Here is an 18508-nt window from a genome sequence, read left to right as displayed (position 1 = left end):
TCACAGCGCACGGGAGTTCACAGCACGAGGCCCGACAGCGGCGTGAGCATCATGCGGCCCGCGAAGCCGACGGCCGTGTCGAGGCGTTCGGTGAACTCCCCGGCCACGTCGGGGAGCCGGCGCAGTGCCCACAGGGCCCGGGCCGTCGTCCAGGTGGCGTCCCGGGCGCGCTCCAGGCTCCAGGAGCCGAGCAGATGGGTGAGCGGGTCGGCGATCTGCAACAGGTCGGGGCCCGGCATCAGCTCTTCGCGGATGCGTTCCTCCAGCGAGCCGAGTAGCTCGCCCACGCGGTCGAACTCGTCCTCCAGCTCGGCCGGTTCGCAGCCGAGGCTACGACAGGCGTCCACCACGGCGAGCGCCAGGTCGTGCCCGATGTGCGCGTTGATGCCCGAGAGCGCGAACTGCAGCGGGCGTACCCCGGGATGGCGGCGGAACTGGAGCAGCGGCCGCCAGCAGGCCGGTGGCCGCCGGTCGGCCGGCCCCGGGTCCACCGCGTCCAGGTAGCGCTTCGCGAACCGTACGTCCAGCGTGATCGCGGCCCGCGCGTCCGGGAACCGGCCCGTGTCGATGCGCCGGTCGACCTCCTGGGTCACCGCGAGGTAGACGCGGTTGAAGACCGCGACGCCGTCTCCGGGAGGCAGGGCCGCGTCGAGGGCGCGCATCCGGGCGAGCACCTCGTCGACACTCGTGCGGTCCGTGTCGAGGCCTGTCCCGACGGGAGCGGTGAACTGTTCCGATTGCGGCATGGGGGCAGGGTGACAGTCCTAGGCTGGCCCGCGTGTCGGCGGGCCCGACGCTTCCCCGGAACGGGGGAACGAGCCCGTCACGCGGGAGGGGAACAGCACGGTGCGAGGCGTACGTGAGGGACGGGCCGGACGGCGGGGTGTCATGGTCGCCGCCGCCTCGGTGGTGGTGGCCCTGGGCGCCGCGGCGGGGATGCTGACCGCATTCGGCGGCGGGGACGAAGGCGACGATCCACGCGGCACCGACCGGGCCCGCCCGAAGGCGAGCGCGACGCTCCTGTCCCCCTCGACCGCGAACCAGCCGTCCCCGTCGGGATCCCCCTCGGCCTCCGCCCCGACCGTGCGGCCGACGCCCTCACCCGGCCGTACCGCGCGAAAGCCGCGGGCGGCCGCCGTGACCACGAGCCTCTACCGCCACCCCGACTCCCAGGTCCTCGACTGGGTCCGCGCCAACCCGGCGGATCCGCGCACCGCCGTCATCGAGTCCCGGATCGCGAGCCGGCCGGCGGCCGTGTGGTTCACCGAGTACGCCCCCGACACCGTGACCTCACGGGTCCGCGCGGTCACGGCGGGCGCCGCCGGTCAGGGCCGGGTGCCCGTCCTCGTGGCGTACGCGATCCCGGACCGTGACTGCGGCGGCGCCTCCGAGGGCGGGGCGCCCGACCTCGACGCCTACGCGGGCTGGATCGACGCCTTCGCCGCCGGGCTCGGCTCCGGCGAGGTGGTGGTCGTCCTGGAGCCCGACTCGGTAGCCCAGACCGACTGCCTCGACGAGGCCGGGCGGGCCGACCGGCTCGCCGCGCTGGCCCGCGCGGGACGCGTGCTGAAGGCGGCCGACCCGAAGGCGCGCGTCTACTACGACGCCGGGCACTCCGGCTGGAACGCCCCGGCCGAGCAGGCCGCGCTGCTGAGACAGGCCGGCGCCGCCTCGGCCGCGTCCTCCGACGGGATCTTCAGCAACGTCTCCAACTTCCACCGCACGGCCGACGAGGTCGCCTACGACCGCCGGGTCCTGGACGCCCTGGGCGGCCCGCCCGGCCTGGGCGCCGTCATCGACACCAGCCGCAACGGCAACGGCGCGCCGGCCGCCGGCGAGTGGTGCGACCCGGACGGGCGGAGCATCGGCCGGGCCCCGACCTTCCAGACCGGACAGGCCCGGATCGACGCCTATCTGTGGGTGAAGCTGCCGGGGGAGTCGGACGGCTGCAAGGGGGCGGCCGGCGAGTTCAGCCCGTCGTACGCCTACGAACTGGCGTCGTCGTAGCTGCTGGTGCCTTCGTCCAGCAGGGGCCGCCGCGACGTGAGGTGGGCGGGCGCGAACGCGCGCAGCGCGTGGTAGCCCGTGATGACGACGACCGTGCCGAGCGCGATGCCGCTCAGCGAGAAGGTGTCGGTGAACTCCAGCGAGACGTTGCCGACGCCGATGATGATGCCCGCCGCGGCCGGCACCAGGTTCAGCGGGTTGCGCAGGTCGACCCCGGCGTTCATCCAGATCTGCGCGCCGAGCAGGCCGATCATGCCGTACAGGATGACGGTGATGCCGCCGAGGACCCCGCCGGGGATCGCGGCGACGATCGCGCCGAACTTCGGGCACAGGCCGAAGAGCAGGGCGAACCCGGCGGCGGCCCAGTAGGCGGCCGTCGAGTAGACCCGGGTCGCGGCCATCACGCCGATGTTCTCGGAGTAGGTGGTGTTGGGCGGGCCGCCCACGGCCGTGGACAGCATCGAGCCGACGCCGTCGGCGGAGATCGCCGTACCGAGCCGGTCGTCCAGGTCGTCGCCGGTCATCTCGCCGACGGCCTTGACGTGCCCCGCGTTCTCCGCGACCAGCGCGATGACGACGGGGAGCGCCACGAGGATCGCCGACCACTCGAAGGACGGGCCGTGGAAGGACGGCAGCCCGATCCAGTCGGCGTGACCGACCCCGGACAGGTCGAGCCGCCAGTGGTCGGTGACCTTGCCGCTCGCGTCGGCGGAGTGGATCCGGCCGAAGACCCGGTCGAACACCCACGAGATGCCGTACCCGAAGACGAGGCCGAGGAAGATCGCGATGCGGGACCAGAATCCACGCAGGCAGACGACGGCCATACCGGTGAACGCCATGACCAGCAGGGCCGTCCACTGGTCCTGCGGCCAGTAGGTGGTGGCGGTGACCGGGGCGAGGTTGAAGCCGATGAGCATCACGACCGCGCCCGTCACGATCGGCGGCATCGCGGCGTGGATGATCCGCGCCCCGAACCGCTGCACGGCCAGTCCGACGACGAACAGCGCCACCCCGACGACGAACACCGCGCCGGTGACCGTGGCGCTCGTCCCGCCCTGCGCCCGGATGACCGCGGCCACGCCCACGAAGGACAGGGAGCAGCCGAGGTAGCTGGGCACCCGGCCACGGGTCGCGAGCAGGAAGATCACGGTCGCGACGCCGGACATCATGATGGCGAGGTTGGGGTCGAGGCCCATGAGGACGGGCGCGACGAAGGAGGCCCCGAACATCGCCACCACGTGCTGCGCGCCGAGCCCCGCCGTGCGGGGCCAGGAGAGCCGCTCGTCGGGACGGACCACAGCGCCGGGCGCCGGGGTGCGTCCGTCGCCGTGCAGTTTCCAGCGGACGCCAAGATCCATGGTGCGGGTTCGCTTTCCTGGGGATGCGGATGTCCGGACCATTCTCACGTGAAACCGGAGGGTGAGCGACCGCTTAGCGACCCCGTAGGATGAGGGTAGTTTCCCCGTACACGCACCTCATACCCGCACAGGAGCCCCCCGTCGTGACCGCCGAAGCCCCGAGCGCCCCAGCTGTGTCGTACGGCCGGCTCATGCCCGTCACCGTCCACTTCGACGACCTGGACGCGCTGGGCATGCTGCACAACGCCCGCTACCCCCTGCTCGTCGAGCGGGCCTGGACCGAGTTCTGGCAGGACAACGGAGTCCGCTTCGAGGGCGACTGGGCGAGCGCCGGGGATGCCTGCAACGTCGTCAAGGAGCTGCTGATCGGCTACGAGGCCCCGGTCACCCGTACCGGCACGTACGCCGTCCACCTCTGGCTGGACCGGCTCGGCACCACGGGGCTGACGTACGGCTTCCGGTTCTGCTCGCCGGACGGGGTCACGACATACGCGCAGGGCACCCGCGTCCTGGTGCGACTCGACGCGACCACCCTGCGCCCCACGCCGTGGAGCGACGCCTTCAGGGCCGGGGGCCGGGCACTGCTGCGGCCCGCGGACTGACCTTCGCGCCGGTCCGCTCGCCGCCCCGCAGCACACCCGCGAACAGCACGAGCCCGCACGCCAGCACCGTCACCACGACGAAGGACACCACCAGGCTGGTCGCCTGCGCCACCCCGCCGATCAGGCTCGGCGCGATCAGGCCGGAGGTGTAGGTGATCGTCGCGACGCCCGCGATGGCCTGGCTCGGGTTCGGCCCGCTGTGCCCGGCCGCCGCGAAGCACAGCGGTACGACGACCGCGATGCCCAGCCCCATCAGCCCGAACCCGCCCATCGCCACCGCCGGGTGCCCCGCGACGACGATCAGCAGCCCGCCCAGCGCGGCGAGGACACCGCCCGCCCGGACGGTACGCACCGCCCCGAACCGGTTCACCACCGCGTCGCCCACGATCCGGGCCACCGCCATCGTGAACATGAAGCCGGTCGTGCAGGCGGCCGCCGCCCCGGCCGACGAGCCGAGCTGATCGCGCAGGTAGACGGCCGACCAGTCGAGGCTGGCGCCCTCCGCGAACACCGCGCAGAACCCGACCGCGCCGATCAGCAGCGCCGAGCGGGGCGGCAGCGTGAACCGCGGGGGCGGCTCCTCGTCCTCGGCCGGCCGCAGGTCCAGCACCCAGCGGCAGGCCAGCAGGCCCAGGAGGGTGAGGACGGCCGCCGACAGCACATGGTGCACGCGCGCGTCCGCACCCAGGTGCGCGGCGAGCGTCCCGCCCGCCGAGCCGATCAGGGCGCCCGCGCTCCACATGCCGTGCAGCCCCGACATGATCGACCTGTCGAGCAGCCGCTCCACCTCGACGCCCAGGGCGTTCATCGCCACGTCGGCCATGCCCGCGGACGCGCCGTACGCGAACATCGCCAGGCAGAGCGTCAGCAGGTTCGGGGCGAGGGCGGGCAGGGTCAGCGACAGCGTCCACAGTGCGAGCAGTCCGCGCAGGGCCGCGCGGCTGCCGAAGCGATGGGTGATCGAGCCGGCCAGCGGCATCGCGCAGGCCGCGCCGAACGCCGTGAAGGCGAGCGCGAACCCGAGCTGTCCGGTGGACACGTCGGCGTGGTCCTGGATCCACGGCACGCGGGTGGCGAACGAACCGGTGACCGCGCCGTGCACGGCGAACACGGCCGCCACGGCGTACCGGGCGCGCCGGACCTCCGACGGTGCGTGGATCACTGCGTCCACTCGGCTCATTCTCCCGTCCCTCCCGGATTCGCGCCGCGCCGTCGCGATGCCGTCGTAAACTATCAGGAACCCTGCCTGATAAATAGGGGCCGACGGTCGGCTGCCACCGATCCGGTCCCCCTGGCCGTGGGAGGATTCCCGCCATGCCCGCTTCCCCGAGCACCGCCCGGGCCATCAACGACCGGCTCGCCCTCCGGCTGCTCCAGTACGAAGGCCCACTGACGGCAGGGCAGTTGAAGCAGCTCACCGGCCTGTCCCGCCCGTCGGTCGCCGACCTCGTCGAACGCCTCACCGCCGCCGGTCTGATCGAGGTGGCCGGGGAGGCGGGCGAGCAGCGGCGCGGACCGAACGCCAAGCTCTACGCCATCGTCGCCGACCGCGCCCATCTGGCCGCGCTGGACGTGCGCACGGAGGGGGTCACGGTGCTCGTCTCGGACCTGGTCGGCCGGGTGCTCGCCGAGGCGTCCGTGCCCATCGGCGGCGGCACGGGCACCGGGACGGCCGTGGAACAGGCGGTCTCGCTGGTCGAACGGGCGGCGAAGGAGGCCGAGGCCATGGGGGCGCCCCCGCGCGAAGGTGTCCGGGCCTGGGGCCGGCTGCACACCCTCGGCATCGGCGCACCCGGGCTGATCGACCCCTCGAGCGGAGAACTGCGCGACTCCAGCGGCCTGCCCGAGTGGCACCGCCGGCTGGTGGCCGCCCTGCAGGAACGCTTCCCGGACGCCCACGCGCTCGTCGAGAACGAGACCAATCTGGCCGCCCTGGCCGAACAGCGGGAGGGCGCCGCCCGGGACCGCGACACCTTCGTCCTGCTGTGGCTGGGCCACGGCACCGGCGCGGCCGTCGTCCTGGACGGGGCACTGCGCCGCGGCGCCTCCGGCGGCACCGGCGAGATCGGCTTCCTGCCGGTGCCCGGCACGAACGGCCTGCCCTCGGCGACGGACTGCGAGGGCGGCTTCCACTCGCTGGCCGGCTCGGCGGCGATCGCCGCACTGGCGGGGGAGTACGGGCTGACGGCGCACGCGCGCTCCGACGGGCCGGTGGCGGCGGCGCTGGTGCGCGTGGCGGTGGACGCGCCGGACACCGGCGGCGCCAACGGCTTCCTCGACGCCCTGGCCGACCGTCTCGCCCTCGGCGCGGCCTCCGTCGTCGCCGTCCTGGACCCCGGCTGTGTGGTCCTCGGCGGGGAGGTCGGCCAGGCCGGCGGGGAGATCCTCGCGAGCCGGGTGGCACGGCGCCTGCGGCAGATGGCGCCGCTGCCCACGGAGGTGCGTCCCAGCGCCCTGGGCGGCGGCGCGGTGCTGCGCGGGGCGCTGCTGACGGCCCGCGACGCCGCCCAGGAGGAACTCTTCGGCACGGCGCGCTGAACCGAGGCGCTCCGACGACGAATGCGCCGACGACGGATGCGCTCCGGACGACGGGTGTGCACCAACTACGGGTGGGCTTCTACGACGTGTGCTCCGGCGACGTGTGCTTCAGCGACGTGTGCTCCGGCGACGGGTGCGCACTGACGGCGGGTGGGCTTCAACGATGTGTGCTTCAACGACGGGTGCTTCAGCGGCGGATGCGCGTGGCCAGGTAGTCCTCGAACGTGCCCTTGCCCACCGCCCGCTCCGGTGCCAGGTGACCTCCCGCGCGAAAGCCCCGGTAGGCCGCGCCCCACAGCGGCACGTTCACCACCGCGCACCGCCGGCCGCTCGCCTTCAGGAACGCGCGGGCCAGCGACTCGAGCGTGCGCACCTCGGGCCCTCCCATGTCGTCGACCCGGCCGGCCGGTGCGCCCGCCGCCAGCTCCGCGAGCCGGTCGGCGACCTCCGCGACCTCCACCGGCTGGTCGCTCACCCCGGCCGGCAGCATCATCACCGGCACCTTGGCCAGCCCCTGGAACACCTGGACCAGCAGGTCGTGGAACTGGGTCGCGCGCAGCACCGTCCAGCCGAGCCCCGACTCCGCCAGCAGGTTCTCCACGGCGAGCTTGGCCTTGTAGTAGCCGAACGGCACCTGGTCGACGCCCACGATCGAGATGTAGAGCAGGTGCGCCACCCCCGCCTGCCGCGCGGCGGCGATCAGGTTCGCGGCCGCCTGCTCGTCGCCGCCGCGCGGAGTGGTCGCGCAGTGCACGATCGTGTGCACGCCCGCGACGGCCGCGTCCAGTCCCGGCCCGCCCTCGCGCAGGTCGACGGCGTACGGCTGGGTGTGCCGGCTCAGGACCCGCACCTCGTGCCCGCCCGCCCGCAGCCGTTCGGTGACGAGCCGCCCGAGGGTTCCCGTACCGCCGGTCACGAGGATCGTGGTCATACCGTTCAGCCCCTTCGGACACCGGGCGCGCTCCAGGCCGGAACGCCCTCCGTCGGTCAAGCTTGTCCGGGTCGGCCAGGGCTCGCACGTCCCGCAGCTCACGGCGGGGTTCCCGCCCGACGGAACGTGCGGTGATCGGCCGGAGCGAAGGGACCCGGCGGCGGGCAAGGGCCGTCGTCACCGCCGCCGGGCCGCACTCCGCCGACCCTAGAAAGGACTAGACCAGTACGTCAATAGGTATGGACCAATCCCGGGCCGCGCCGCGGCCGGCCCGAACCGAACCGGGCGCAACCCGAATTGACGGCCTGTGAGCCACCCCACATCTTTCACCTGTATGGACGCGTACCCGGCGTGGCACACTGGCCCTGTAAACCAAAGCAGCGCACTCCGGGGTCGGTGAAAGTCCGAACCGGCGGTTACAGTCCGCGACCCGGTCGCTTCCAGCGGCCGGTTGACCAGGTGAAATTCCTGGACCGACGGTTAAAGTCCGGATGGGAGGCAGTGCGCGGCGGGCGGGCATTCGTGCGCGCCGCCGTATACGTACTCGTCCGCGGACGAGTCTGTCCGGCGTCGCCCCCGGTGTCGTTGCCCGTACCTTCTGTCGTCATCGACAGGCCCCGGAGTCCGTGCCCGAAGAGGCAGGAGGACCCGGGAAGTGTTCACCGGAATCGTCGAAGAGCTGGGTGAAGTTACCGCCGTCGAGAATCTCGGCGACGCCTCCCGCTTCCGGCTGCGCGGCCCCGTCGTGACCGACGGCGCGAAGCACGGCGACTCCATCGCCGTGAACGGGGTCTGTCTCACCGTCGTCGAGCACGAGGGCGACGAGTTCACCGCCGACGTCATGGCGGAGACCCTGGACCGCTCCAGCCTCGGAGCGCTCGGCGTCGGCTCCCGCGTCAACCTCGAACGCCCCACCGCCGTCGGCGACCGCCTCGGCGGGCACATCGTGCAGGGTCATGTCGACGGCACCGGCGCGGTGTTGGAGCGCAAGCCCTCCGAGAACTGGGAGATCATCAAGATCGCCCTCCCCGCCGACCTCGCCCGGTACGTCGTGGAGAAGGGCTCCATCACCGTCGACGGCATCAGCCTCACCGTCGTCGAGGCCGGTCCCGACTTCTTCACCGTCAGCCTCATCCCCACCACCCTCGCCCTGACCACGCTCGGCCTCAAGCAGCCCGGCGACCCGGTCAACCTCGAGGTGGACATCGTCGCCAAGTACGTCGAGCGCCTGCTGACCACCACCCGGGGAGCGGCGCAGTGAACTCGCTGAACTCCGAGGCCTTCACCCTTCTCGACCAGCACATCCTCTGGTCGGACATGATCGGCAACATCCTGGGCCTGATCACCCTCGCCCTCGGCTGGCGCCGCTCCCTGTGGACCTGGCCGGTGCAGTTCCTCTCCGGGCTCGTCCTCTTCGGCGCCTTCTACGGCCATCTGACCGGCAGCGCCGGCAAGCAGGTCGTCGTCATGGTCGTCGCCCTGTACGGCTGGTGGCAGTGGAACCGCAACAGGGGGCGCTCCGAGGACGGCCAGATCACCCCCCGCTTCGCGACCTGGACCGAGCGCGCGGCCATGGTCGGCGCCGCCGCCGTGGGCACCGTCGCGGTGGCCCTGCTGTTCAAGGCCCACCCCTCCCTGTCCTGGGACCCCTGGCCGGACGCCTACATCTTCGTGGGCACGATCGTCGCCATGTACGCCCAGGCGCGCGGCATGGTCGAGTTCTGGATCGCCTGGCTCCTCGTCGACCTCGTCGGCGTCCCCCTGAACTTCGCCAACGGCTACGCCTTCTCCGGCTTCGTCTACGTCATCTACGGCGCGCTCGTCCTGTGGGGCATGCGCGACTGGTGGCTGCGCTCCCGCAAGGCCTCGCAACCCGCTCTGGAAGGAGCGCCGGCATGAGTACCGCACCGATCCTCTACAGCACGGACGGCATCGAGGACTTCGCGCTGGACCCCGTCGAGCGGGCCATCGCCGACATCGCCGCAGGCCGCCCCGTGGTGGTCGTCGACGACGAGGACCGCGAGAACGAGGGGGACCTCGTCATCGCCGCGGAGAAGGCCACCCCGGAGATCGTCGCCTTCATGATGAGCGAGTGCCGCGGCCTGATCTGCGCCCCCATGGAGGGCGACGAACTGGAACGCCTGAAGCTCCCGCAGATGGTCGAGGACAACACGGAGTCGATGAAGACCGCGTTCACGGTCTCCGTCGACGCCTCCGCCGCCCACGGCGTGACCACCGGCATCTCCGCCGCCGACCGCGCCACCACGCTGCGGCTCCTGGCGAGCGGCGTCACCGAGGCCACGGACTTCGTCCGCCCGGGGCACATCTTCCCGCTCCGCGCCAAGCCCGGCGGTGTGCTGACCCGCGACGGCCACACCGAGGCGGCCGTCGACCTCGCCCGTCTCGCGGGGCTGCGCCCGGCCGGCGCCATCGTCGAGATCGCCGGCGAGGACGGCCGGATGCTCCGCCTGCCCGAACTGATCCCGTTCGCCCGCAAGCACGGTCTGACGATCATCTCCATCGAGGACCTGATCGCCTACCGCCGCAGCGTCGAGCCCACCGTCCGCCGCGAGGCCCAGACCCGGCTGCCCACCGTCCACGGCACCTTCACCGCGTACGGCTACCGCTCCACCGTCGACGGGGTCGAGCACGTCGCCCTCGTCCACGGCGAGCTCGGCGACGGCGAGGACGTCCTCGTCCGGGTGCACTCCGAGTGCCTCACCGGCGACATCTTCGCCTCCCAGCGCTGCGACTGCGGCCCCCAGCTCGACACCTCCCTGGAGCGCATCCAGAGCGAGGGCCGGGGCGTGGTCGTCTATCTGCGCGGGCACGAGGGCCGGGGCATCGGTCTGCTGTCCAAGCTGAGGGCCTACGAGCTCCAGGAGCAGGGGCACGACACCCTCGACGCCAACCTGGAGCTGGGCCTGCCCGCCGACGCCCGTGACTACGCGGCAGGCGCGCAGATCCTCGAGGACCTCGGCGTGCGCAGCGTGCGGCTGATGACCAACAACCCCGAGAAGACGGACGCGCTCGTCCGGCACGGCATCGAGGTCACCCGGCGCGAGCCGATGCCCGTACAGGCGGGCGAGCACAACATCCGCTACCTGCGCACCAAGCGGGACCGGATGGGACACGATCTGCCCTGGCTGGACACGGCCCCCGTGTCCCCCTGCGGCAACCAGTAGACGCAAGTCGGCAAGGCACGAAGGCAAGAGGAGAGACGTGAGCGGCAAGGGCGCACCGGAACTGTCCGTACGCAATGTGGGTGACCTGCGGGTCGCCGTCATCGCGGCACAGTGGCACGAGAAGGTGATGGACGGACTGGTCGACGGCGCGCTGCGCGCCCTGCACGACCTCGGCATCGACGAGCCGACCCTGCTGAGGGTCCCCGGCAGCTGGGAGCTCCCGGTCGTCGCCAAGGTGCTGGCCGGGCGGGGTTACGACGCGATCGTCGCCCTCGGCGTCGTCATCCGCGGCGGCACCCCGCACTTCGAGTACGTGTGCCAGGGCGTCACCCAGGGCCTCACCCAGGTCTCCGTCGAGACCGGCGTGCCCGTCGGCATGGGCGTCCTCACCTGCGACACCGAGGAGCAGGCCCTGGACCGGGCCGGCATCGAGGGCTCCAACGAGGACAAGGGGCACGAGGCGGTGACGGCGGCGGTGGCGACCGCGGCCACCCTCCGCTCAGTATCCGAACCCTGGCGGTAGCCAGGCCGGCACAACGGCTAGGGTGGGATCACCATGTCCAAGAAGACGTTCGAGGAGCTCTTCACCGAGCTCCAGCAGAAGGCCGCCAGCGGCGACCCCGCCACTTCCCGCACAGCGGAACTGGTCGGGAAGGGCGTCCATGCCATCGGCAAGAAGGTCGTCGAAGAGGCCGCCGAGGTCTGGATGGCCGCCGAGTACGAAGGCAAGGAGGCAGCCGCCGAGGAGATCTCGCAGCTGCTCTACCACGTCCAGGTGATGATGGTCGCCCGCGGAATCTCGCTGGACGACGTGTACGCCCACCTGTAAACCTTTTTCAGACACCACCCCACACATCCACCCCGATCGTCACGTTCCACGCGAAGGAAGCCGACCTCATGCTGCGCATCGCCGTCCCCAACAAGGGTTCCCTGTCAGGCCCCGCGGGGGAGATGCTCCATGAGGCCGGCTACCAGCAGCGCCGCGAGTCCAAGGAACTGCGGATCGTCGACCCGGTCAACGACGTCGAGTTCTTCTACCTCCGCCCCCGGGACATCGCGATCTACGTCTCCTCCGGGCGCCTCGACATCGGTATCACCGGCCGCGACCTGCTGATCGACTCCGGCGCCAACGCCGAGGAGATCCTCCCGCTCGGCTTCGCCCGCTCCACCTTCCGCTTCGCCGCCAAGCCGGGCACGGCCGACGCCCTCGAGGACCTCCAGGGCCGGACGGTCGCCACCTCCTACGAGGGCATCGTCGCCAAGCACCTGGCCGAGCAGGGCATCGACGCCTCCGTCGTGCACCTCGACGGCGCCGTCGAGACCGCGATCGAGCTGGGCGTCGCCGAGGTCATCGCCGACGTCGTCGAGACCGGCACCTCACTGCGCAACGCCGGCCTCGAGGTCTTCGGCGAGCCCATCATGAAGTCCGAGGCCATCGTGATCCGCCGCACCGGCGCGGACGTCGAGGAGCCCAAGGTGCAGCAGTTCCTGCGCCGCCTCCAGGGCGTCCTGGTCGCCCGGACGTACGTGATGATGGACTACGACTGCCGCGTGGAGCAGCTGGAGAAGGCCGTCGCGCTGACCCCGGGTCTGGAGTCGCCGACCGTCTCCCCGCTGCACAACGAGGGCTGGGTCGCCGTCCGTGCCATGGTTCCGGCCAAGGAGGCCCAGCGGATCATGGACGACCTCTACGACATCGGCGCCCGCGCCATCCTGACCACGGCCATCCACGCCTGCCGCCTCTGACCTCAGCCGGGAACATGTCCAACCTGCCGACCCTCCCCGTGACCTTCCGGCCAGGGCGCACCCGTGTGGTGCTGCTCACTGCCGGAGTGGTGATCCTCCTCGTCATCTCCGCCGTGGCGATGCTGCTGGACCAGCTCGGCCCGGGGGAGCGGCTCAGCTTCATCCTCACCGGCGCCCTCGTCTTCTGGGTGCTGGCCCAGCTCGCCCGGGTACGCGTCGTCGCCGACGACCGTGGTGTCACCGTCGTGAACATCGCCAGCAGGCGGCGCCTGGACTGGGCCGAGATCGTCCAGGTGAACCTCCGTCCGGGCGACCCCTGGGTGTTCCTCAACCTCAGCGACGGCACCAGCCTGCCCGCCCTCGGCATCCAGCCGGGCATCGACAAGCAGCAGGCCATCGCCGACGCGCGCACCCTGCGGATCCTCGCGGAAGCCCGGTCCGTCCGGGACCCCGAGGCGCCCACAGAGCAAGATCAGGGCTGACTCGGGGCCGTCCACCCTGCCGCTCATGCCCCTGTCTTGATTAATCTGGTGACGGAGGCGTTCCCTTTACGCCTCCACCCCTGTGGCTCCCTGCCGGGTGCACAGGGGTTCCTGCTACCCGAGGAGTGACTCCCTCCGGCGATGGACGGTTCGTCCTGCAGTACCTGCGCCGCCCCTATCCGACCTGGTTCGGAGGCGGCGGCATCATGACCACCCCCTTGCTGCTCCTGGCAGCCGCGTTCCTGCTCATCCTCGCCAACGGCTTCTTCGTCGCCGCCGAGTTCGGCCTTGTCACGGTCGAGCGGCCGGACGCCGAGAAGGCCGCCGCCGAGGGCGACAGACGAGCCCACACGGTCGTCGAGTCGTTGAAGGAACTGTCCTTCCAGCTCTCCGGCACCCAGCTCGGCATCACCATCACCTCGCTCGTCGTCGGCATGCTCGCCGAACCGGCGCTGGCCGAGCTGCTGCACGGCCCGTTCACCGCGATCGGCGTCCCCGAGGGCGCCGTCTCCGGCGTCGCCGTGGTCGTCGGCATGCTGCTGGCCTCCGCCGTGCAGATGGTGATCGGCGAGCTCGTGCCCAAGAACTGGGCGGTGTCCAAGCCCCTCCAGGTCGCGCGCTTCGTCGCGGGCCCGCAGGCCGGCTTCTCCCGCCTCTTCCGGCCGGTGATCGCGGCGCTCAACACCGTCGCCAACCGGCTGGTGCGCGCCCTGGGCATCGAGCCCACCGCGGAGCTGGCCTCCGCGCGCACCCCCGGCGAACTCGTCTCCCTGGCCCGCCACTCGGCCCAGGCCGGGGCGCTCGAACAGGACACGGCCGACCTCTTCGTCCGGACCCTGTCGCTGGCCGAGCTGACCGCTCAGCACGTCATGACCCCGCGGGTGAAGGTGAGCGCCCTTCAGTCGTCGGCCACCGCCGAGGACGTGGTCAACCTGACCCGCGCCACCGGCCTGTCCCGGTTCCCGGTCTACCGCGAGAAGATCGACGAGATCGTCGGCATGGTCCATCTCAAGGACGCCCTGGCGGTCCCGGTCCACGACCGGCTCCGTACCCCGCTCGGCCGTATCGCCCGCCCCGCGCTTCTGGTCCCGGAGACGCTGCCGGTCCAGCCCCTGCTGGCCCGGCTGCGCAGCGAGCAGCCCATCGCCGTCGTCGTCGACGAGTACGGCGGCACGGCCGGCGTGGTCACGCTCGAGGACATCGTCGAGGAGATCGTCGGCGAGGTCCGTGACGAGCACGACGGCCAGGACACGCCCGAACTCGCCGCGGCCCCGCCCGAGGAGGGCAGGCCCGCCTGGGACGTGGACGGCAGTTGCCGTGTCGACACCCTCCAGCGCATAGGCCTGGAGGTCCCCGAGGGGCCGTACGAGACGGTCGCCGGGCTGGTCGCCGACCTGCTCGGCCGGATCCCGGCCGTCGGCGACCGGGCCGAACTGCCCGGCTGGCGGCTCTCCGTGCGCCGCGTCGGCCACAACCGCGCCGAGCGGGTCCGCCTGGTGCGGACCGGCCAGGTCGTGGAGGTCGCCCGATGAGCGCCTTCCAGCTTCTCTTCGCCGCGCTGCTCGTGCTCGCCAACGGATTCTTCGTCGGCGCCGAGTTCGCGCTCGTCTCCGTCCGCCGCAGTCAGATCGAGCCCCTGGGCACCGCGAGGGCCCGTCAGGTCCTCTACGGTCTGGAACGCCTGCCGCAGATGATGGCGGCGGCCCAGTTCGGCATCACCGTCTGCTCCCTCACCCTGGGCGCGGTCGCCGAACCGACGGTCGCGCACCTGCTGGAGCCGGTGCTCGAGGCGGTCCACCTCCCGCACGGCATGATCCACCCGCTGGGCTATGTGGTGGCCCTCGCGGCCGTGGTCTTCTTCCACCTCGTCATCGGCGAGATGGTCCCGAAGAACCTCGCCATGGCGGCCCCCGAGAAGGCCGCGCTGTGGCTCAGCCCCGGTCTGGTCGCCTTCGCCCGGGTCTGCCGGCCGATCACGGTGGCCCTCGGCGCCTGCGCCCGGGGCATCCTGCGGCTCTTCGACGTCGAACCCAGGGACGAGGTCGAGGCCGTCGTCACCAGCGAGCAGCTGAACCGCCTGCTGGAGGACTCCGGACAGGCCGGCCTCCTCGACCCCGAGGAGCAGGAGCGGCTGGAGGACGCGCTGGAGCTGGGCTCCCGCCCGGTGACGGACGTCCTGCTGAAGCGCGAGTCGCTGGTGACGGTCAGCCCGTCGGTCACCCCCGGGGAGATCGTCGCGCTGACCGCCCGTACCGGCTACTCCCGCTTCCCGGTGGCCGCTGAGAACGGCGCCTTCATGGGCTATCTGCACGTGAAGGACGTCCTCGACGTGGAGCACTCCGAGCGGGCGGTGCCGCAGCAGGTCTGGCGACCGATGACGACGCTCCGCTCCGAACTGCCGCTGGACGACGCGCTGACGGTGATGCGCCGGGCGGCGACCCACCTGGCGCAGGTGGCCGACGCGTCCGGCAGGGTGCTCGGCCTGGTCGCGCTGGAGGACGTGCTGGAGCTGCTGGTGGGCGAGGTCACCGACCCCGCGCACCGGGAGGTCTCCGGGATCCGGCTGACCGAACCGAGGGGGAGTTCCCCCAAGGTCACGGCTCCGCTCGAGCAGGGCGGACCCGCGTCCCCGGAGGAGGCGCTGGCGAGCTGAGAAGAGCCGCGGGATCCGTCACACCGCCGGATCCTGCGGCCCCCTCCCCGACAGCACCTCCCCGTACGCCTGCATCAGATCCGGCAGCCGCAGGGTCGACAGGTCGTCGCGGGTCAGCCCGCCCGGATAGCTCGACAGCCGAAGATCCCGGTAGGCGCAGCTCTTCTCGTACAGGGTCCGCAGGAACCGGCCGTTGCCCAGTTCGTCGATCCACCCCTGGTCCACGACGTGACCGGCGATCGAGCGCAGCTCGTCCAGGGCCTCCTCGTCCCACGCGTCGCCGTTCTCCGCGGCCAGCACCTCGCCGATGGAGGTGAGCTCCAGGGGCCGGTAGGAGGGGAAGTCGACGCGGGTCGTGAAGCGGGAGGACAGCCCGGGGTTGGCGGTCAGCAGACGGTCCATGCCCTCCGGATAACCGGCCAGGATCACCACCAGGTGGTCCCGGTTGTCCTCGGCCCGCTTCAGCAGCACCTGGAGCGCCTCGTCGCCGTACGCGTCGCCCTTGCCGTAACCGGAGTTCGACAGCGAGTACGCCTCGTCGACGAAGAGCACGCCACCGAGGGCGGAGTCGATCAGCTCGTTGGCCTTCACGGCCGTCTGGCCGAGATACTCGCCGACCAGGTCGGCCCGCTGGGCCTCCACGAGATGGTCGCCGCCCAGCAGACCGAGGGCGTAGAAGACACGGCCGAGGATCCGGGCCACCGTGGTCTTACCGGTGCCGGAAGGGCCGGAGAAGACGAAGTGGCGCTTCGGCGGCTGGACCGGAAGGCCCTGGCCGGTCCGCAGCCGTGCCATGTTGAGCTGCGCGGACAGGGCCTTGACCTGGCGCTTCACCGGCTCCAGGCCGACCATGCGTTCCAGTTCGGCGAGCGCCTCCTCGAGTAGATCGGGATCGGTGGGCCCGGCCGGCAGCGAGGAGGAGACGACGGTCTTCTCCCGCACCGCCGGGTCGGTCACCGACGGCAGCGGGACGACGGGCGGCAGGTCGGAGGGCTCGGTGAGCCTCAGATCCCGCCCCTCGGTGCCGAACAGCGGGTCGAAGCCGTCCGGGCCGTCCACCACGTCCTGCCCCACCCCGGTGAGGGTGATCGCCGCGAAGTCGGCGGGATCGTCGTACCCGTCGCCCTCGGCGATCGCGGCGAGCCGGGCCGAGGTGTCCATGAAGGCGGCGTCGACGCGGTGCACCGCCCGGTACAGGGGGAGTGCCGCCGCCGAACGGCCGGTTCCCTCATGGGCGCGGGCCAGCCAGTACCGCAGCTCCTTGCGCTGCGGCTGCTCGCTGCGGCAGCGCATCAGGGCCGACGACAGCAGTGGCTCGGCCTGTCCGTACATCTCCAGGCGCACCCGGGCCATCCCGCCGAACAGGCCGGCCTCGATGCCCAGCAGGGGGTCGTCGAGCAGCGGGTCGGTGTGCCGGACCAGCTGCTCCCAGTCCTTGACCAGATAGGCGCGGCAGGCGTGCAGGAAGCGGACCTGGTGATCGGTGTCGACGGGCGGCAGCCCGGCGAGCGCCCGGTCCAGTTCGGGCACATGGCGGCCGTCCAGCCAGTGCGAGGCGTGCGCGAGGAGCAGGTCGCGCGGACTCTCCAGCACCGGTTGCACCCACCAGCCCAGCCAGTACCAGGAGTTGAGGGTGCGGCGGTGCCGGGTCCGCTGTTCGCCGAAGCGTTCGCGGTGCCGGAACATCCTGAGCAGCGCGGTCGTCGTGTCGACGCGCAGCGCGTGCAGCCCGAGCCAGCCGTCGGCCATCCCGGGATCGATCCGCACCGCGGTGCGGAACTCCTCCTCCGCCTGCGGATAGGCGCCCATGGTGTAGGCGTCCACGCCTCGCAGCCAGGCGAGGTCGGCCGGGGCGTCGGGGCCCTGCGTGCCGAAGTCCATCACGTCCCCCACAAACCGTGCCCCCGTCGGTGTGCCGCCGGGCGTCGCCCTTCGGCTGCCTTGGTCGAACCGCTGTGCCGCGGACCGGAGTTGCAAGGTGCGCGAGGCAGTTGCCCAGGTCGCACCGAGGGCATCGTACCTGCGTGGGAGTCGCTCGCCGTAGGGTGCCGCACAGGCCGTTCGGCGAGGTGGGAGCGGACGGGGCGCATCCCGCGCGGTGACCCTGGGTGAGCGAATCGTGCCGTGACGCGTCCGGAAAAGGGGCGTCGGGCGGGATGAGGACAGAACGAAGCCCCCGATCACGGGGGAACAATCGGGGGCTTCGCGTCCGAGGGCGGCTGTGATAGCCGCGCATTCAGAACGTAAGTCCTGTACGGGCCGTCGGTCAAGCACAGCTGAAGCAGTTGGCGAAGTTCGACGCGGGGCCCTTCACACGTTCACCACATCGCGGGTGGCCCGTCACGGTGGGTGACATCCTGGTGCAGTCCAAGGTCTCCCACCGGCCCCGGCAACATCTCGTACCCCCGCCTCAACTGCCGTACCAGCAGGGCCGCATGGGGGCGCGAAGGATCGTCGGCGAAGTGACGGATCTCGGCCGCGACCCACTCGTCCCAGAACTCCCGCTGCTCCTCCCCGTCCCGGGACCGCCCGCGCGCCCAGGCCTCCTCGGGCGGCAGGTCCATCCACAGCAGACACGCCAGGAACGGCCGCAGTGCGCGGCGGCCGGCGCCGACCCCCTCGACCAGGACGACGGGGGCCGCGGGCAGCGGCCGCGGCGGGCCGAAACGGCGGGCGCGCCAGTCGTAGGGGGCGTAGTACGCGGTCTCGCCGCGGCCGAAGGGTTCGACGACCTGGGTCAGCAGCCGCCCGGTCCAGGCGAACAGCTCGTCGTGGCCGGCGATGTCGTCGAGACGCAGCACCGGCGCGCCACCCAGTGCCTCGGCCAGCCTTTTGGCCAGGGTGGACTTCCCCGAGCCGGCGTGTCCGTCGACACCGATCAGCCGTACCGGCCCACAGGACGGCGGCAGACGGCGCAGGCGGGAGGCGAGCTGGTGGATGGCGGGTCCCGGGGTGCGAAGAGCGGGGGCGAGGAGGGAGATACGTCGTACGGCGCGAAAGTCTACG

At 72.0% G+C, this 18508-nt stretch carries 18 protein-coding genes and 1 riboswitch; of the genes, 12 read left to right on the top strand and 6 right to left on the bottom strand.

All coding sequences use genetic code 11. The features are described 5' to 3' along the window. Positions 1–17 precede the first annotated feature (17 nt). Positions 18–746 (bottom strand): DUF5995 family protein, encoded by a 729-nt coding sequence (locus ACFWBD_RS27180; RefSeq protein WP_385671912.1) that lies wholly within the window; start codon positions 744–746, stop codon positions 18–20. Positions 747–888: 142 nt separating this feature from the next. On the opposite strand from ACFWBD_RS27180, the gene ACFWBD_RS27175 reads away from it, so the two are divergent. Further along, positions 889–2007: a glycoside hydrolase family 6 protein gene (locus tag ACFWBD_RS27175; protein WP_385671958.1), complete on the top strand. Its 1119-nt coding sequence runs from the start codon at positions 889–891 to the stop codon at positions 2005–2007. Here the strand turns inward: ACFWBD_RS27175 and ACFWBD_RS27170 are convergent. Beyond that, the gene (locus tag ACFWBD_RS27170; RefSeq protein ID WP_385671909.1) at positions 1986–3365 is read right to left on the bottom strand and encodes a uracil-xanthine permease family protein; all 1380 of its coding nucleotides are present in this window, start codon (positions 3363–3365) and stop codon (positions 1986–1988) included. The genes ACFWBD_RS27175 and ACFWBD_RS27170 overlap by 22 nt on opposite strands. A gap of 143 nt (positions 3366–3508) precedes the next feature. On the opposite strand from ACFWBD_RS27170, the gene ACFWBD_RS27165 reads away from it, so the two are divergent. Beyond that, positions 3509–3967, top strand: a complete 459-nt coding sequence (locus ACFWBD_RS27165) for an acyl-CoA thioesterase (protein WP_385671906.1) — start codon at positions 3509–3511, stop codon at positions 3965–3967. Here ACFWBD_RS27165 and ACFWBD_RS27160 read toward each other — a convergent pair. Beyond that, on the bottom strand, positions 3927–5129 hold the full coding sequence (locus ACFWBD_RS27160) for an MFS transporter (protein ID WP_385671955.1): 1203 nt from the start codon (positions 5127–5129) through the stop codon (positions 3927–3929). The two genes, ACFWBD_RS27165 and ACFWBD_RS27160, sit on opposite strands and share 41 nt — an antisense overlap. A gap of 152 nt (positions 5130–5281) precedes the next feature. On the opposite strand from ACFWBD_RS27160, the gene ACFWBD_RS27155 reads away from it, so the two are divergent. Further along, a complete protein-coding gene (locus ACFWBD_RS27155; protein ID WP_385671903.1) occupies positions 5282–6505 on the top strand; it encodes an ROK family transcriptional regulator in 1224 nt (407 codons plus the stop codon). Between the two features lie 187 nt (positions 6506–6692). On the opposite strand, the gene ACFWBD_RS27150 is transcribed toward ACFWBD_RS27155, so the two are convergent. Continuing rightward, positions 6693–7436 (bottom strand): SDR family oxidoreductase, encoded by a 744-nt coding sequence (locus ACFWBD_RS27150; RefSeq protein WP_385671900.1) that lies wholly within the window; start codon positions 7434–7436, stop codon positions 6693–6695. Positions 7437–7814: 378 nt separating this feature from the next. Then, a riboswitch (FMN riboswitch) is annotated at positions 7815–7945 on the top strand. A 146-nt stretch (positions 7946–8091) separates the two neighbouring features. Between ACFWBD_RS27150 and ACFWBD_RS27145 the strand changes: the two genes are divergently transcribed. From ACFWBD_RS27145 to ACFWBD_RS27105, 9 genes are all read left to right on the top strand, one after another. After that, entirely contained in the window at positions 8092–8697 is a 606-nt protein-coding gene (locus ACFWBD_RS27145) for a riboflavin synthase (protein WP_385671896.1), read from the top strand. Beyond that, positions 8694–9335, top strand: a complete 642-nt coding sequence (gene pnuC / locus ACFWBD_RS27140) for a nicotinamide riboside transporter PnuC (protein ID WP_385671894.1) — start codon at positions 8694–8696, stop codon at positions 9333–9335. Before ACFWBD_RS27145 ends, pnuC begins: the two co-directional genes overlap by 4 nt. Next, positions 9332–10621: a bifunctional 3,4-dihydroxy-2-butanone-4-phosphate synthase/GTP cyclohydrolase II gene (locus tag ACFWBD_RS27135; protein ID WP_385671891.1), complete on the top strand. Its 1290-nt coding sequence runs from the start codon at positions 9332–9334 to the stop codon at positions 10619–10621. The genes pnuC and ACFWBD_RS27135 overlap by 4 nt, the downstream gene beginning before the upstream one ends. 37 nt (positions 10622–10658) lie before the next feature. After that, positions 10659–11144 (top strand): 6,7-dimethyl-8-ribityllumazine synthase, encoded by a 486-nt coding sequence (gene ribH, locus ACFWBD_RS27130; protein WP_030613284.1) that lies wholly within the window; start codon positions 10659–10661, stop codon positions 11142–11144. A gap of 33 nt (positions 11145–11177) precedes the next feature. Beyond that, positions 11178–11450, top strand: coding sequence for a phosphoribosyl-ATP diphosphatase (locus ACFWBD_RS27125; protein ID WP_054239553.1), 273 nt, complete (start codon positions 11178–11180; stop codon positions 11448–11450). A gap of 68 nt (positions 11451–11518) precedes the next feature. Continuing rightward, positions 11519–12367 carry an ATP phosphoribosyltransferase gene (gene hisG / locus ACFWBD_RS27120; RefSeq protein ID WP_385671887.1) on the top strand — a complete coding sequence of 283 codons (849 nt, stop codon included), beginning with the start codon at positions 11519–11521 and terminating at the stop codon, positions 12365–12367. A 14-nt stretch (positions 12368–12381) separates the two neighbouring features. Continuing rightward, positions 12382–12849 (top strand): PH domain-containing protein, encoded by a 468-nt coding sequence (locus ACFWBD_RS27115; protein WP_385671884.1) that lies wholly within the window; start codon positions 12382–12384, stop codon positions 12847–12849. A gap of 206 nt (positions 12850–13055) precedes the next feature. After that, a complete protein-coding gene (locus tag ACFWBD_RS27110) occupies positions 13056–14381 on the top strand; it encodes a hemolysin family protein (protein WP_385671881.1) in 1326 nt (441 codons plus the stop codon). Continuing rightward, positions 14378–15502: a hemolysin family protein gene (locus tag ACFWBD_RS27105; protein WP_385671878.1), complete on the top strand. Its 1125-nt coding sequence runs from the start codon at positions 14378–14380 to the stop codon at positions 15500–15502. Before ACFWBD_RS27110 ends, ACFWBD_RS27105 begins: the two co-directional genes overlap by 4 nt. Before the next feature lie 18 nt (positions 15503–15520). Here the strand turns inward: ACFWBD_RS27105 and ACFWBD_RS27100 are convergent, their stop codons facing one another. Further along, positions 15521–17383 carry an AAA family ATPase gene (locus ACFWBD_RS27100; RefSeq protein WP_385671875.1) on the bottom strand — a complete coding sequence of 621 codons (1863 nt, stop codon included), beginning with the start codon at positions 17381–17383 and terminating at the stop codon, positions 15521–15523. A 437-nt stretch (positions 17384–17820) separates the two neighbouring features. Then, positions 17821–18441, bottom strand: a complete 621-nt coding sequence (locus tag ACFWBD_RS27095; protein WP_385671952.1) for a uridine kinase — start codon at positions 18439–18441, stop codon at positions 17821–17823. Between the last annotated feature and the right edge of the window lie 67 nt (positions 18442–18508).

The organism is Streptomyces sp. NPDC060002 (genome assembly GCF_042737245.1).
Taxonomy (GTDB): domain Bacteria; phylum Actinomycetota; class Actinomycetes; order Streptomycetales; family Streptomycetaceae; genus Streptomyces.
Note: the sequence above shows the minus strand (reverse complement) of the source record. Positions and strands in the feature narration are given on the sequence as shown.